Origin of the sequence: Weissella cibaria KACC 11862 (assembly GCF_000193635.1) — a bacterium.
Classification (GTDB): domain Bacteria; phylum Bacillota; class Bacilli; order Lactobacillales; family Lactobacillaceae; genus Weissella; species Weissella cibaria.
Map to the genome: position 1 here is coordinate 64,441 of NZ_AEKT01000035.1, position 13,427 is coordinate 77,867.

14 protein-coding genes are annotated in these 13,427 nt (G+C 44.5%); all 14 read right to left on the reverse strand.

Features of this window, described 5'->3' with window-relative positions; genetic code table 11:
* Window positions 1-35: 35 nt before the first annotated feature.
* Window positions 36-953, reverse strand: a complete 918-nt coding sequence (gene xerC / locus ESE_RS0108080; protein WP_010373717.1) for a tyrosine recombinase XerC — start codon at window positions 951-953, stop codon at window positions 36-38.
* A gap of 2 nt (window positions 954-955) precedes the next feature.
* Window positions 956-3,085 (reverse strand): type I DNA topoisomerase, encoded by a 2,130-nt coding sequence (topA, locus tag ESE_RS0108085; RefSeq protein ID WP_010373718.1) that lies wholly within the window; start codon window positions 3,083-3,085, stop codon window positions 956-958.
* 130 nt (window positions 3,086-3,215) lie between these two features.
* Window positions 3,216-4,085, reverse strand: coding sequence for a DNA-processing protein DprA (gene dprA, locus ESE_RS0108090; RefSeq protein WP_029237497.1), 870 nt, complete (start codon window positions 4,083-4,085; stop codon window positions 3,216-3,218).
* Between the two features lie 68 nt (window positions 4,086-4,153).
* On the reverse strand, window positions 4,154-4,918 hold the full coding sequence (locus ESE_RS0108095) for a ribonuclease HII (RefSeq protein ID WP_010373720.1): 765 nt from the start codon (window positions 4,916-4,918) through the stop codon (window positions 4,154-4,156).
* A complete protein-coding gene (gene ylqF / locus ESE_RS0108100) occupies window positions 4,911-5,783 on the reverse strand; it encodes a ribosome biogenesis GTPase YlqF (RefSeq protein ID WP_010373721.1) in 873 nt (290 codons plus the stop codon). The genes ESE_RS0108095 and ylqF overlap by 8 nt, the downstream gene beginning before the upstream one ends.
* A gap of 43 nt (window positions 5,784-5,826) precedes the next feature.
* The gene (locus ESE_RS0108105) at window positions 5,827-6,048 is read right to left on the reverse strand and encodes a YozE family protein (RefSeq protein ID WP_010373722.1); all 222 of its coding nucleotides are present in this window, start codon (window positions 6,046-6,048) and stop codon (window positions 5,827-5,829) included.
* The gene (locus ESE_RS0108110) at window positions 6,048-6,662 is read right to left on the reverse strand and encodes a YpmS family protein (protein ID WP_010373723.1); all 615 of its coding nucleotides are present in this window, start codon (window positions 6,660-6,662) and stop codon (window positions 6,048-6,050) included. Before ESE_RS0108110 ends, ESE_RS0108105 begins: the two co-directional genes overlap by 1 nt.
* Complete coding sequence (locus ESE_RS0108115; protein ID WP_010373724.1) at window positions 6,663-7,550, reverse strand: GDSL-type esterase/lipase family protein; 888 nt, start codon at window positions 7,548-7,550, stop codon at window positions 6,663-6,665.
* A 112-nt stretch (window positions 7,551-7,662) separates the two neighbouring features.
* On the reverse strand, window positions 7,663-8,514 hold the full coding sequence (locus ESE_RS0108120) for a DegV family protein (protein ID WP_010373725.1): 852 nt from the start codon (window positions 8,512-8,514) through the stop codon (window positions 7,663-7,665).
* Between the two features lie 176 nt (window positions 8,515-8,690).
* The gene (locus ESE_RS0108125) at window positions 8,691-9,557 is read right to left on the reverse strand and encodes a DegV family protein (RefSeq protein WP_010373726.1); all 867 of its coding nucleotides are present in this window, start codon (window positions 9,555-9,557) and stop codon (window positions 8,691-8,693) included.
* 24 nt (window positions 9,558-9,581) lie between these two features.
* Window positions 9,582-10,814 carry an MFS transporter gene (locus ESE_RS0108130; RefSeq protein ID WP_010373727.1) on the reverse strand — a complete coding sequence of 411 codons (1,233 nt, stop codon included), beginning with the start codon at window positions 10,812-10,814 and terminating at the stop codon, window positions 9,582-9,584.
* A gap of 3 nt (window positions 10,815-10,817) precedes the next feature.
* Window positions 10,818-12,113 carry an alkaline phosphatase family protein gene (locus tag ESE_RS0108135; protein ID WP_010373728.1) on the reverse strand — a complete coding sequence of 432 codons (1,296 nt, stop codon included), beginning with the start codon at window positions 12,111-12,113 and terminating at the stop codon, window positions 10,818-10,820.
* Between the two features lie 13 nt (window positions 12,114-12,126).
* A complete protein-coding gene (locus ESE_RS0108140; RefSeq protein WP_010373729.1) occupies window positions 12,127-12,543 on the reverse strand; it encodes a MarR family winged helix-turn-helix transcriptional regulator in 417 nt (138 codons plus the stop codon).
* A gap of 76 nt (window positions 12,544-12,619) precedes the next feature.
* Window positions 12,620-13,273: a copper homeostasis protein CutC gene (locus tag ESE_RS0108145; RefSeq protein ID WP_010373730.1), complete on the reverse strand. Its 654-nt coding sequence runs from the start codon at window positions 13,271-13,273 to the stop codon at window positions 12,620-12,622.
* Window positions 13,274-13,427 lie beyond the last annotated feature (154 nt).

Genomic DNA, 13,427 nt, shown 5'->3' on the forward strand with positions numbered 1-13,427 from the left:
GAGGTCCATGCCAAGTAACATGAACCTCAAAGTAATTATTCTGTTGCTCGTGGAAAAAAATCACGGTAACTTTTTTGTAAAGCATCCGTTGTCACGTGCGTATAAATCTGAGTTGTACTTAAACTGCTGTGGCCCAATAGTTGTTGCACCGTTCGCAAATCAGCACCGTTATTCAGCATATCCGTTGCATATGTGTGGCGGAACATGTGCGCGGAAATCATCTGCGTCAAGCCAGCCTTCTTGGCCAATTGCTTCAGAATGTATTCAATCCCGCTAGCCGTTAATGCCTGACCACGTTGATTAACGAATAGTTTGTCATGCATAACCGGACTTTTGGCAAGCAACTGTGGGCGGGCATCACGTAAATAACTCGCTAGCGCATCAGCCGCATATTGACCATATGGTACAATGCGCGTCTTATTCCCCTTACCAGTTATCGTGATTACTCGGGCAGCTTGATCTAGCATGCCTAACGTTAAGCCTGCTGCTTCCGATACACGGGCCCCCGTGCCATATAAAATCTCGAGTAACAATCGATTGCGCAATCCGAGCAGGCTCGTATCAGCCATGACGACGTCAAAAAGTTTGTTCAATTCTTTCTCATAAAAGTATCGTGGCAAATGTTGCCCAGCCTTTTTGAGTTGTACACCTGCAAACGGGTTTGTCGTAACAACTGCGTTGCGCTCTAAAAATCGATAAAACGCCCGTAAAGAGCTCACTTTGCGCGCAATCGTCCGGCTGACGTCACCTTTTTCGTAAAGCATCGACAGAAACACACGTGCATCATACTGATCGATGGTAGTTAAATCAACTGGTTTACCATCCCCAGAATCCGTCAAGAATGCAACAAATTCAGTAATATCCGATTGATATGCTTTTTGGGTATCCTCAGAATATTGCCGCTCAACCCGCAAATAGTCCAAAAACAAGCCCGTCAACGTTGCCGTATCCATCTTTATTTTGCCTGCTCTGTTTCTTTTTCAGCCTTAGTATCTGCAACTTCTTCGTCGTCCTTTGGTGTCGTACCATCAGCACGCGTCTTCTCAGTTGGCTTGTCCCATGAGACAAAATCACAATCTGGGTAACGTGAGCAACCATAAAATGTGCGACCACGCTTCGTCTTTCGCTCAACAATTTGTCCGATACCACACTTTGGGCAACCAAGTCCAATTTCTTCAACAATCGTTTGTGTGTTACGACAATCAGGGAATCGAGAACAAGCGTAGAACTTACCATAGCGTCCCATCTTTTCAAGCATCGGTGCCCCACAGACGTCACAATTGAAGCCAGCCAAACGGTCCTTTAATACAATCTTTTCCATTTCCGTTTCGGCTTTCGTTAACTCCTTAGAAAACGGCTTGAAGAAATCGTCTATCACTTTGACCCAATTTTCTTTGCCTGCCTCAACGTTATCTAAGCTCGTTTCAACTTCAGCTGTAAATTTAATGTTTGTCACATCTGGGAAAAATTCTTGCACTGTATTTTGGACCAACTCACCTAGTTCGGTTGGCACAAATTTCTTCGCATCAATTCGGACGTAGCCACGCTTCTGAATCGTTTCAATCGTCGCAGCATACGTTGATGGTCGACCAACGCCATTCTCTTCAAGTGCCTTAACTAAGGCCGCTTCAGTATAGCGGGCAGGCGGTTGGGTAAAGTGCTGTTCAGGTGACATTTTAGCCAACTGAACCAAGTCGCCAACCGTTAACGTTGGTAGCTTGTTATCCTTTTCCTTCGCAGCCGGATACGCCTTCGTAAATCCAGCAAACTTCGTCTTTGAACCATTGGCACGGAACATCACCCCGTTTTGCTCAATCGTAACTGCCATGGTATCCAAAATTTCAGGCGTCATTTGACTTGCCACAAAACGTGACCAGATGAGTTGATACAACTTAAACTGGTCATTCGTCAACTTATCCTTAATCGACGCTGGTGTCCGGAAAACCGACGTTGGTCGAATTGCTTCGTGGGCATCTTGGGCACCTTCTTGTTGCTTACCTTGGACTGGCTTAGTTGCTGCGTACTCAGCACCATATTCTTCATGAATAAACGTTGACGCATCAGCCTTGGCGATTTCAGAAATTCGCGTTGAATCGGTACGCATGTAGGTAATTAATCCAACACTACCCTCTTTACCCCCTAAGTTGATACCTTCATACAACTGTTGTGCCGCCATCATTGTTTTCCGGGTGCGGAAGTTTAACTGGGTGTTCGCAGTTTGTTGCAAAGTTGATGTCGTAAAGGCCGGCTGTGGATTACGCTTGCGTTCCTTAGCTTCAACCTTGGTAATATCAAAATCACTCTTTTGATTAAGGCGTCGTAAGATATCTTGAACAGCTTCATTATCGGGCAATTCCAATTTCTTACCGTCAACGCCATAAAAAGTGGCTTTAAAGGTCGTTTTGTCCTTCTTGAACTCTGAGTCCATTGTCCAATACTCATCCGGTTGGAAGGCCTGAATTTCATTTTCACGTGCAATAACGAGCCCTAGTGCGACAGATTGCACACGGCCAGCAGACAAGCCTTTTTTAACCTTCTTCCACAAAATTGGTGAAATTGAGTAACCAACCAAACGATCCAAGACACGTCGAGCCTGTTGGGCATCTACAAGATCCATATCAATCTTACGTGGCTGCTTAAAAGCGTCCTTAACCGCATCTTTGGTGATTTCGTTGAACACAACTCGGTTTTCACCAGACTCTAAATCCAAATCTAAAATGTGTGACAAATGCCAAGCAATGGCCTCCCCTTCACGATCCGGGTCGGATGCCAAGTAAACATGTTTAGCGGCCTTTGCATCTTTCTTTAGCCCCTTGATCACATCTCCTTTACCACGAATATTAATGTACTTTGGTGCGTAATCATTCTCGATATCAACACCCATGGTTGACTTTGGCAAATCACGAATGTGGCCAATACTAGCAACCACCTTATATGTGCTACCTAGATACTTTTCAATCGTTTTCGCTTTCGATGGAGACTCAACGATTACCAAGTTTTTCTTTGGCTTCGCCTTAGACTTTGTTTTGGCTTTCGTAGTCGTCGCACGCTTTTTAGCTGGCTTTTTTTCTGTTTCTGTTGCCATGGCGTGGACCTCTTTTCTGTTAGTTTTTTGTTTTCTTCTATATATAGCAGTTAAAATGCTCTATCACTAAAGTACTATACACTACCTGTCTAGAATTTGACAAATGCTAACTAGGTCATCTGTGAAACATTTACCAAGCGTTAACGTACTCTGCCAAAATCTGGGCTGGCGAAATAAGCGGTATTGCGCCTGCTACAATTAATGCGTTAGTCCCTGCCGAAAGTGGGTTAGTCACTGGACCTGGCACCGCCATCACAACCCGATTTTCATCAAGAGCTACATTGGCCGTAATTAACGATCCCGATTTTTGGCGTGCTTCAACGATAACAGTTGCTTGGGCTAACCCGGCAATAATGCGGTTTCGTTCCGGAAAGTGATGCTTTGCCGGGGGCTCCCATGGTAAATACTCACTTAAGATGAGTCCCTGCTGACTGATTTGGGTTTGCAAATTATCACGCCGCTTTGGATAAGCCACGTCAACGCCGGTTCCAATCACAGCGATTGTTTGCCCACCATGCGCCAGGGTGCCCCGATGGACAGCTTCGTCTGTACCTCGTGCTAAACCTGATACGGTGACCAATTGCGCGCTAACCAAGTGCGGTAGCCATGTCGCCAATACTTGCTGACCATACGGCGTCAATTCACGTGCCCCCACAATGGCCACACATGCCCGATTTACCAAGGTAAAATCACCTTGAAAGAAAAGACAAAGTGGTGGTTGGGCAATTTCTCTTAGTAGTTCTGGATAGGCATCATCAGCCAAGGTGACCACTGAGTATTGTTTGACCAAATTGTAAACACGACGTAGTTCTCCCGACCGTATCGCGTCTCTAATTTTAGTTTGGGCATCAGCAGACAATTCCGTCAATGTAAATATTTCTTGCAACGTCAATCGCTGGCGCTGTGTTTCTTGCAAAAATTGCCAAATTTTATGACGCCCCATTAAACCAATTCCCGGTAATAATCGAACCCATAATAAAAAATCACGTCGTGTCATCATATCCCTCCTAACCAGGAAAGACGTTACACAACGTGATTTTTCTTTTTTACAACGGTTTCTAAGTCCGTTTATGCCAAGTATTGTTTCACCGGCGCAAACGTTCGTCGGTGGATTGGTGTGACACCGTAGGCAGCTAGACCTGCCAAATGCTCAGCTGTACCATAACCAGCATTGTGATCAAAGCCATATCCAGGATAGTCAACCGCATACGCCGCCATTAAGTCATCACGGAAATTTTTAGCCAAAATTGACGCTGCTCCGATTGAAATGCTCCGATCGTCACCTTTAATTAGCTTCTCTTGTGGCAACGGTAAATCAACCGTCATCGCGTCAATCAGTAAACCATCGACCTGAACGGATAAATTCTCAATGGCCTGTTTCATCGCCACCCGTGACGCCTCATAAATATTCAATGTGTCGATAGCAGCAGCATCAACAACACCAAACGCGAAGGCAACTACTTCTTCTTTAATTGCCGCATCCAAGGCCAATCGGGCTTTCTCGGACAATTGCTTTGAATCATGAACTGCCAACAAATCAAATTGATCATCAATTACAACCGCTGCCGCCACCACTGGACCAGCTAACGGGCCGCGACCAACTTCATCAACCCCAGCTAAGACAAGGCCCTCCGACCAAGCATCTCGTTCAAACGAAAGTCGGGCCTGAAAGGCTGCCAACTTTTCAGCTTGTTTCTGTTGCTGCTTTTCGTAACGATCAAGTAATTTTTGCACACCGATTCGGTCATCCTGTCGCCAGCGTACTAAATCAGCTGCCGTTGGCTGCGCTGCCAGGGCTAGCTTAATGGCCGAAATCGTCTCAGCTTTAGTCATCAACCACTTCTCCGATGTGATCTTCTGGCATTTCAACCGTGTATGTGCCTAACTTACCACGACGCAAATCAAGCAACATCCGTTCAGCTGCGCGATCATAATCATCCTTAAAGCCTAACTTTTGGGTAATCAGTAATAACAGTTCAACGTCGGTGTTCGTTTCCCAAGCGTCGTCTGCCAAATGATAACGTGCCACGATAGCATCTGGATTATATGTCCGCATAAACTTTAAAGTCGCCAACGCAATATCATCTTGGTTAATCAATTGGTCCTTAATTGCCCCAGTCATCGCCAGGTGCTCACCAACGCGTTGATCTTCAAACTTTGGCCATAACACTCCCGGCGTGTCCAAAAGCTCCAAGTTGGTCGGTGTCTTCAACCATTGCAACTTCTTTGTTACACCAGGACGATCACCTGTAATCGCAACATTCTTCGTGACCAAGTGATTCAACAACGTCGACTTACCAACGTTCGGAATTCCTGCAACAAGGGCACGAATTGGCTTATCTTTGACGCCTTTTTCTTCAAGGGCGGCCCACTTATCGGCTAATACCTTGCGCGCAGCCTTCGTCATAATTTGTGGCGTTTTGTGACCACGAGTGTCTAATGCAACGACTTCAAGGCCTTGATCCACGAAATACTTAGTCCAAGCCTTAGTTCGCTCAGGATCAGCCAAGTCTGTCTTCGTCATCACCAACAAACGCGGCTTGTTCCCCAACACCTCATCCAGTTCAGGGTTACGTGATGAAACTGGGATACGAGCATCCACCAATTCAAACACAATATCAACGTACTTTAAATTCTCACGCATTAAGCGGAAGGCTTTGGCCATGTGACCAGGGAACCATTGAATAATTTGGGCCATAATAGACTCCTTTCTATGTATGGTGGTAACCCACCAATTCGTCCTATTCTTCTGATGCCAAGTAACGAGACCAAGCTTCATCAAAAATCGACATACTATGCAAGTAACTTGCATTTTCTTCTAAATAACGAGACAAGCTTTCAAAATCTTCCGCTTGTTTTGGAAATTGATGGTCGTAAAACGCGGCATTGGCAAACGTTTGCACTTCGTCAAACGTTACCGGATTGCGTTGCGTCATCAACCATGAAAAAAATGGACGTCGCATTATCGTGTAAATCCTCCGCGGAAAACAAATTTGTTCTGGGCCGGCTCGATTGTCACCGCTTTAAACCGCATATCATTAACCTTCGGCGTCTTACCGAGATCGATGAGAATGGTTTGCTTTGACGTGTTAATGTTTAGCCAGTCTGGCAAGTTCATCATGTTGCCGATATAGCCCATAACGTACTTAACAGGCAATGGTAGTTGTCCAACGGCGACCGAATCAGCATGCAATAGAATGCCACCGTGTTTTGTTACTTCTGGCGTCATCTTCATACCAAAATCGACATTTTGACCCAAGAGCTTGTATGTACCATACACCATCATGCCAGTTTTTGTCATTTCAAAACGGAATTTATTTTTTAATGACGGATCATCATTTAAGTATTTTTCAACAATCGCATTAAGCTCAGTGCGATCGACGCTGACTTCAAAAGCCGCCTGACTGAGTTGTGGTTGCGTATCTACCGCTTGTTGTCGGTCCTGTGGTAATAAAAGCAAGCCAATCACAATCAATACCATCACAACAATCGTGGCACCTACACCTGTAATGATACCTTGTACGCGATCACGACTAGGCATAACAAAACCGAATCGTGTTACCTTACGTCGTTGCATCTACTTCACCAGCCATTCTGATTCTTTTTCTGCCATTCGCTTCACAAGCAATTTACTCATTTTGTCATACCCTTTATTATTCGGGTGATAGTGATCAAGTGTTGTAATATAAGCATTTAATTCCTTATCACTTTTACCATTCAACGTATCCTGCACCATTTTGTTGTTAAGCGAGCCCCGGTTTGCCTGTTCTGATTCCTTAACTAATTGCTGTCGCGCAGCACGCGTTTGGTACTGCCCATAAGTCAATGTTTTAAATGTTGACACATAGTACACCTGCGAATCAGTGGCCGCAATATTCGCATTGATGCCGTTGTAAATTTTAACATCCGCATTTAAGTCTTGGCGGTTTGCCAAATAGACATAGAGAGGATTGTAATTACCAAACAAAAAAATGGGTGCATCTGGATTCTTTTGCTGGATGAACTTCATGAGTTTCATAAGTTTTTCAGTGTAGGTCGGCATGCTCTTAACAACTTCTTTCGTCACAGCCGTATCTGATTTTGCAAAAATCGCTTTAAACAGCGTTTGTTGTAAGTCGTTGCCCCCCACAGTCATGACAATCATATCGGCCTTTTTTATATCACGGACCGCTTTTTTATCAGACTTTACCCGCCGCAAAATCTGATCAGACCGATCACCAGCCTTACCATAATTAGCCGTTTTTACCCGAACGCCGTAAGCTTTGGTTAATAACTTTGCTGTGCGTTTTGTATAGCCTTGCTGTTTTGTCGTATCGCCAATCCCCTCGGTTAGGGAATCGCCAACTGCAACCAACCGAATATTTGATTTCTCAGCCGCGTTGACCTGGCCAACGTTTAGGAGACTCGTCGCAACCGATACCACCAAAAGTCCTAAAATAAACCGTCGATGTTTTGATTGTTTCAACTTGGTTCGCCTCCTCGATATCATTATTCTGACTTACTATTCTACCATATTTCGTGACACAAAAAATGAGTGAACCCACAAAAACGTGAAATCACTCATTTTAAACACTATATTACTTTAATAAATAACTGAAACCAATTGCACCTGCACCAGTGTGCGTTGAGACAGTTGGTGAAGTTTGCTGAACCACAATCTTAACGTCTGGGAAAACTTCATTAACCTTGTCGGCTAGCTCCTGTGCTTCAACTGGGATACCTGCGTGTGAGATACCAATTGCTGCAACCCCATTAGGGGCTGCTTGCATTTGCTCAACAATCTTTTTCAGATAAGCTTTAGTTGACTTCGCCCCACGTCCCTTAACCTCAACGTTGATATTACCTTGCTCAATGTGAGCACCAACCTTGATATTTAAGACACCGGCAATAAACCCAGCTGTCTTCGATAGACGACCACCAGCTACTAAATTATCTAAATTAGAAACTGTCAGATACAGTTGCGTGTTATCACGAACGCGTTGTATTTCAGCCAAAACCGCTTCTTTCGAAGCGCCGGCCGCAGCCAACTTCGCAGCTGCCAAAACTTGGAATCCTTCCGCACGGTCGATAAATTCAGAATCTAGCGTTGTAATATCACCTTCAACCATTAATGCAGCTTGGCGTGCCGCGTCGGCTGTACCAGACAACCCCTTAGTCAAATGAATTGAAATAATCTGGGTCTCTGGATCGGCCGCCATAATTGACTCATACACTTCAGTAAAGTAACCAAGCGCTGGTTGTGATGTTTGTGGCAAATTCTTTGCCTCCGCCATCTTATCCATAAATTCGACACGAGATAGCGTCACACCATCCTGGTAAGACGTGCCATCAATTGTAATGCTCAATGGTACGATTTTAACATCAAATTCTGCGGCTTCTTCAGGTGTCAACATTGCTGTTGAGTCAGTAACAATTTTTACTTGGGCCATGTGATATAATCCCCGTTTATTTTTTATTAAGTACTTCCATTATGCCATTTTTATGGCTTTAGTTCAAGTTAATAAGGTTTAATAACCTGACAACTAGTATTTAAAACCATATATTTTAGTGTATAAAACAAAGGAGCATCAAATGATGCCCCTTCTTAATAAATGCAAAATATAAATTAGAGTGAATCTGGTTCACGAATCCAAGCCAGAGCCAATGCCCCAGCTCCCAGGTGAGTACCAATCACCGGTCCAAAATAAGTTAATTCAAATGGCATATCAGGGTGACGTTGTTGTAACTCATCGCGCCACTTTGCACCTGCTTCAGGTGCATTCGCATGAATTACCATGGCACGCAAGGGATATTTTGCCTCCGCGCGAGCCTGGTCAAACAACTCTTCTGCGCGGGCCATGGCTTTCTTCATTGAGCGTACCTTCTCAAAGGGCACAATATAATTTGAATCGTTATCAAACGTTAAAATTGGCTTGACCTTCAACATCGTTCCGATGATAGCAGAAGCATTTGACAAGCGACCACCACGTACCAAATTCTGTAGGTCATCCACAATAAAGTATTCATCCATTGTGGTAGCCATTTCATCCATCGTCGCAATGATGTCTGCAGGTTCAGCACCATTTTGAGCCATCTGAGCTGCCTTCATCACCAAGTGCCCCATTAAGCGCACTGTGATCTTTGAGTCATAACCAAACACTTGGAAGCCTGGCACAGCATCCGTTAGTCCAGCAACCGTATTCACAGTTCCTGAAATCGTTGCAGCTAGGTTAACAACGATTGCACCGTCATAACCATCCGCTTGCAACGACTCAAATAACGTAATCCATTCACCAACCGCTGGTTGTGATGTTGATGGGAAACTTGCGGACGTGGCTAGTTTCTCATAAAATTCGTCAGTCGTTAAATCGATACCTTCACGATAAACCGTTCCATCAATAATAACTGGAATAGGCATTACCTTGATATCAAGTGCAGCGACCTCGTCGTGGCTCAAATAAGCCGTCGAGTCCGTTACAATCGCAATTTTCATCTCAATAATCCTCTCAATTGTGTTTTAATCTGTTGTCTTCTTAGGCAATCGTAGGAAAATAACCAATCCAATCAAGAAAAGGATTGATAATGATCCAGCCGCGTATTGGACGCGACCCGTCGTTTGTGACACGATTCCAAAAATAGCAGGTCCGATAATCGCCGAGAACTTACCAAAAATATTGAAAAAGCCAAAAAATTCGCTACTTCGTTCCTTAGGTACAAGCTGACCAAGATATGACCGTGATAACGCCTGCATACCACCTTGTGATGAACCAACACCAAAGGCGAGTAACCAGAATTGATTAGGGTGATTAATAAAAATAGCAAATAATGTAATTCCGATGTAAATCAGCATCCCCATAATCAAAACATTTCGGTTACCAAACCGATTTGCCAACCATCCGTAGACAATTGAGAATGGAAAGGCAATTAGTTGTACAACTAGCAATACCACAATCAACTGGCCACTTGGAATTCCGATAGCCAAAGCAAAAGATGAGGCCATCGTAAAGATTGTATTAACTCCGTCGATATAAAAGAAGTAAGCAATCAGGAAGCCTGCTAACGCTGGATACTTTGGCAAAACGCGTAAGGTATGCCAAAGTCGCTTAAGTGACGCTTTAACCTGATGTTCAACCCGTGGCAACGCATAGGTTTGGCGCACATTTTTCATAAACGGTATTGTAAACACCGCCCACCAAATCGCTGATAGCACAAATGCGAACTCAACTGAGCCATAGCTCGAGAAAAAGCTACGTCCAAACATAAAAATGATGAACGGTACTAAGCCACCTAAATAGCCAAAGCCATACCCAGCTGAACTCACCATATCCATGCGTTTATCGGTCGTTACATCGGTAATGTAGCTATCGTAGAAAACATTTGCAGATGAGTACCCGATAAATGATACCACAAAGACAGCTAGCAAGAGAAACAGATTGTCACTCGGAACTGCTGTCAAAGCGAACGTGCCAAGCACACCCAAAGCCGTAAAGAAGTAGAACAACCGTCCCTTCATTCCTTGGAAATCTGCCAACGCACCTAATATTGGTGCCAACACCGCGCCAGCTAAGGTTGCGATGGAATTGGCATAGCCCCAATACGCCGTCGCGTGTGTCGCCGAAATACCGTTGTTGGCAGCCACCGATGTTAACCAAATCGGCAAAACCGCCGTTATCACGATAATGCCATAACCTGAATTCGCCCAATCATAAAAGATCCAGCTCCATTCAGTCTTACTAAATAATTTGCGCATCCATTACTCCTTAAACGCTTGATCGATTGTGTGACCAGCAATTGGGGTTTGGAACCGCAGATTTAGCAAGTGCGCCATTGTTGGCCCTTCGTCTGTTAAATCAACATCCAAGTCCAAAACTTGACCAGCCTTGATATCTGGCCCGTTTAAAATCAACGTCGTCGTATAGTCATCATTGTCTGGGTGGTAGCCATGTGTTCCCTTATAACGATCCACTTCGCCACGTTCCAACATCTCGTTTGTCACTTCTTCGACAACAGCCGGGCGACGCGTTTCATCGGTAAAGTAGTAACCCTTCTCACCTTCAATCATCAGCGCTGCCGCTGGATCGGCACCAAATGTCACAATATCATGATGGTCATAAATTGCTTTAACACCCGGTACGTCTTTCACAACATCCTTCACTTGATCAAGCAAAGTGCTATCCTTCAAATAAATGTAAGTCGCACCATCAGTGTGCTTCGCAATAACCTGCCAATTGCGGGCAACACGACCATTCCGTGTTGCCTTCAACCAACCACGATTAGCAAATAACATGTTTAAGTGAATCATCTTTGAGACGTTCTGTTGATAGTGATCACCAAGAATCATGAAGTCTGTCTCTTCAAAAATGCCCGCATCTTTAGTTGCTTGAATCAAGTCACCAACGTGCTTGTCCAAGCAATCTAAGGCATCCCACGCTTGTTGCGTCCGAACCCCATAACGGTGCCGGTGTGAATCCATGTCAACCAAGTGAACCAACGTAAGATTTGGTTTCTTGGTCCGAATAGTATCAGCCGCCGCTGCCGTAATAAAGTTATCCAACTCTGGCTGTTGAATACCATTGCGTAAATGACCAAACTTACGGTCCATTTGTAGTAAGAACAATGGCGAACTTGCTCGCAATGACGTTGTGTACTGATTAGTCCAAATGCGGTTTGGGAAAATCTCAGCAATATTCCAGTTGATATGTGCACCAGCGGTGACAGGCCACAAGAAAGCAGCTGTCGTCATACCAGCTTCGCGTGCCAAGTCATACACCGTCGGTACCTTAATATGCTTTGCATACCAATACCAATCTGGTGAGACTCGTTCAGGTTGCATAAGGGTCGCATTCACAACGCCGTGCGTTTTTGGATAGGTTCCCGTGATAATTGACGTGTGTGATGGATAAGTAATTGACGGATAAACGCCTTTTACGTCACGCACCCATGTTCCTCCAGCGACCAATGCTGATAGGTTTGGCAAAAATTGTAAGCGCGCCTTCAAATCGGCGCTACCCATTGCATCTAACGAGATAACAACTGCGTGCTTTGCCATTAAACTAATCCTCCTATATTTGCTTACTTAATGACTTTTCAAGACGGTTAAGTAAGATTTGAACCATGCTTTTTTCTTCAGCGGACCATAACTTAAATGCAGTCTCTTCATAGATCATATGCTGTTCGTTAACAGCCGTCAGTACGTCATTACCCTTGACTGTGAGCTCATAGATTAATTGGCGTCGATCGCGACCAACGGCAATATTTGAAACCATTTCTTTCTTGAGTAATGAACTTAGCTGCCGTGACAATGTCGAATTATCAAGGCCCGTTTCATCGGATAACTTATCTTGAGTATCAAACCCAGCGGCAACATGACTCAACAACTGCCACTCGGCAATTGTCAGTCCGTTGCTTTTTGTCATCTTCGTCAGCACGGTCTTGTACTGTTTTTCAGTATCGCGTAACGCTTCTAAGACGGTTTTCATCCCAACCTCCTGACATAACTTATAGATTATACGCTTTTTGTATTACACAATTAGGACAAAAAGGTTTTCCTTACCATTACAAAGCATTATTAACCGGTAATGGGACAATTTTTGATCCATGTAATTCACTAACATGGAGTTGTTGTGCTAACCACCCTGCATTCTCAAATGTCACCCCACCGCCTGGCAGAATCGTGAGACCCGTTGGTGCCATTTGGACAATCTCTTGTAAATGAGACACTGTTTCTGTGATTGGCACAGTTAACTTACCACCGTGCGTCAACACACGTATCACCCCGTAATTCGCCAACCAGCGTAAAGCTTGTTGTTGGCAACGCTCTGCAATATCATCAAAAGCCATGTGATAAACCACTTGCATGGGCTTTGCAGCTTCTAGCAACTTGGTCATGCGATCCCGAGCTAGATGCTTTTTGACGTCGACCACCCCAAACGTCACCGTCTTTACCCCTAAAGCCCGCATGCGGCGTAACGAACGGCGCATATCTTCAATTTCAGCCTCAGAATAGTCGAAGTCACCACCCCGTGGGCGAATCATCACGACCAAATCAATTTGCGCTTCAGCCGCCAACGCCACAGCTTCGGCAACTGTCTGGTCGTCTGGGGTTAGTCCTCCCAAATCCAAACGACTATTTAATTCCACGCGATCGACGCCATTACGAATCGCAGCACGCATTGTGTCGATGTCAGCCAGTGCAATTTCCTTGATCATGATGAACCCCCTAAAATTTCTAATTTAAGCTTATTTTACTAAATTTCAGACACGGGCTGTTAATTGAACCATTTTGGTTAATGAGACTTTAATATTTTAACCACGGCAAAACAAAAAACGACCAGCAACACCACGTTGGTACCGCTAGTCGTTT

Excerpts from the sequence above, each read along its gene's own strand:
- xerC (WP_010373717.1), bottom strand. The coding sequence starts at position 953 with ATGGATACGGCAACGTTGACGGGCTTGTTTTTGGACTATTTGCGGGTT.
- topA (WP_010373718.1), bottom strand. The coding sequence starts at position 3,085 with ATGGCAACAGAAACAGAAAAAAAGCCAGCTAAAAAGCGTGCGACGACT.
- dprA (WP_029237497.1), bottom strand. The coding sequence starts at position 4,085 with ATGATGACACGACGTGATTTTTTATTATGGGTTCGATTATTACCGGGA.
- ESE_RS0108095 (WP_010373720.1), bottom strand. The coding sequence starts at position 4,918 with ATGACTAAAGCTGAGACGATTTCGGCCATTAAGCTAGCCCTGGCAGCG.
- ylqF (WP_010373721.1), bottom strand. The coding sequence starts at position 5,783 with ATGGCCCAAATTATTCAATGGTTCCCTGGTCACATGGCCAAAGCCTTC.
- ESE_RS0108105 (WP_010373722.1), bottom strand. The coding sequence starts at position 6,048 with ATGCGACGTCCATTTTTTTCATGGTTGATGACGCAACGCAATCCGGTA.
- ESE_RS0108110 (WP_010373723.1), bottom strand. The coding sequence starts at position 6,662 with ATGCAACGACGTAAGGTAACACGATTCGGTTTTGTTATGCCTAGTCGT.
- ESE_RS0108120 (WP_010373725.1), bottom strand. The coding sequence starts at position 8,514 with ATGGCCCAAGTAAAAATTGTTACTGACTCAACAGCAATGTTGACACCT.
- ESE_RS0108125 (WP_010373726.1), bottom strand. The coding sequence starts at position 9,557 with ATGAAAATTGCGATTGTAACGGACTCGACGGCTTATTTGAGCCACGAC.
- ESE_RS0108130 (WP_010373727.1), bottom strand. The coding sequence starts at position 10,814 with ATGCGCAAATTATTTAGTAAGACTGAATGGAGCTGGATCTTTTATGAT.
- ESE_RS0108135 (WP_010373728.1), bottom strand. The coding sequence starts at position 12,113 with ATGGCAAAGCACGCAGTTGTTATCTCGTTAGATGCAATGGGTAGCGCC.
- ESE_RS0108140 (WP_010373729.1), bottom strand. The coding sequence starts at position 12,543 with ATGAAAACCGTCTTAGAAGCGTTACGCGATACTGAAAAACAGTACAAG.
- ESE_RS0108145 (WP_010373730.1), bottom strand. The coding sequence starts at position 13,273 with ATGATCAAGGAAATTGCACTGGCTGACATCGACACAATGCGTGCTGCG.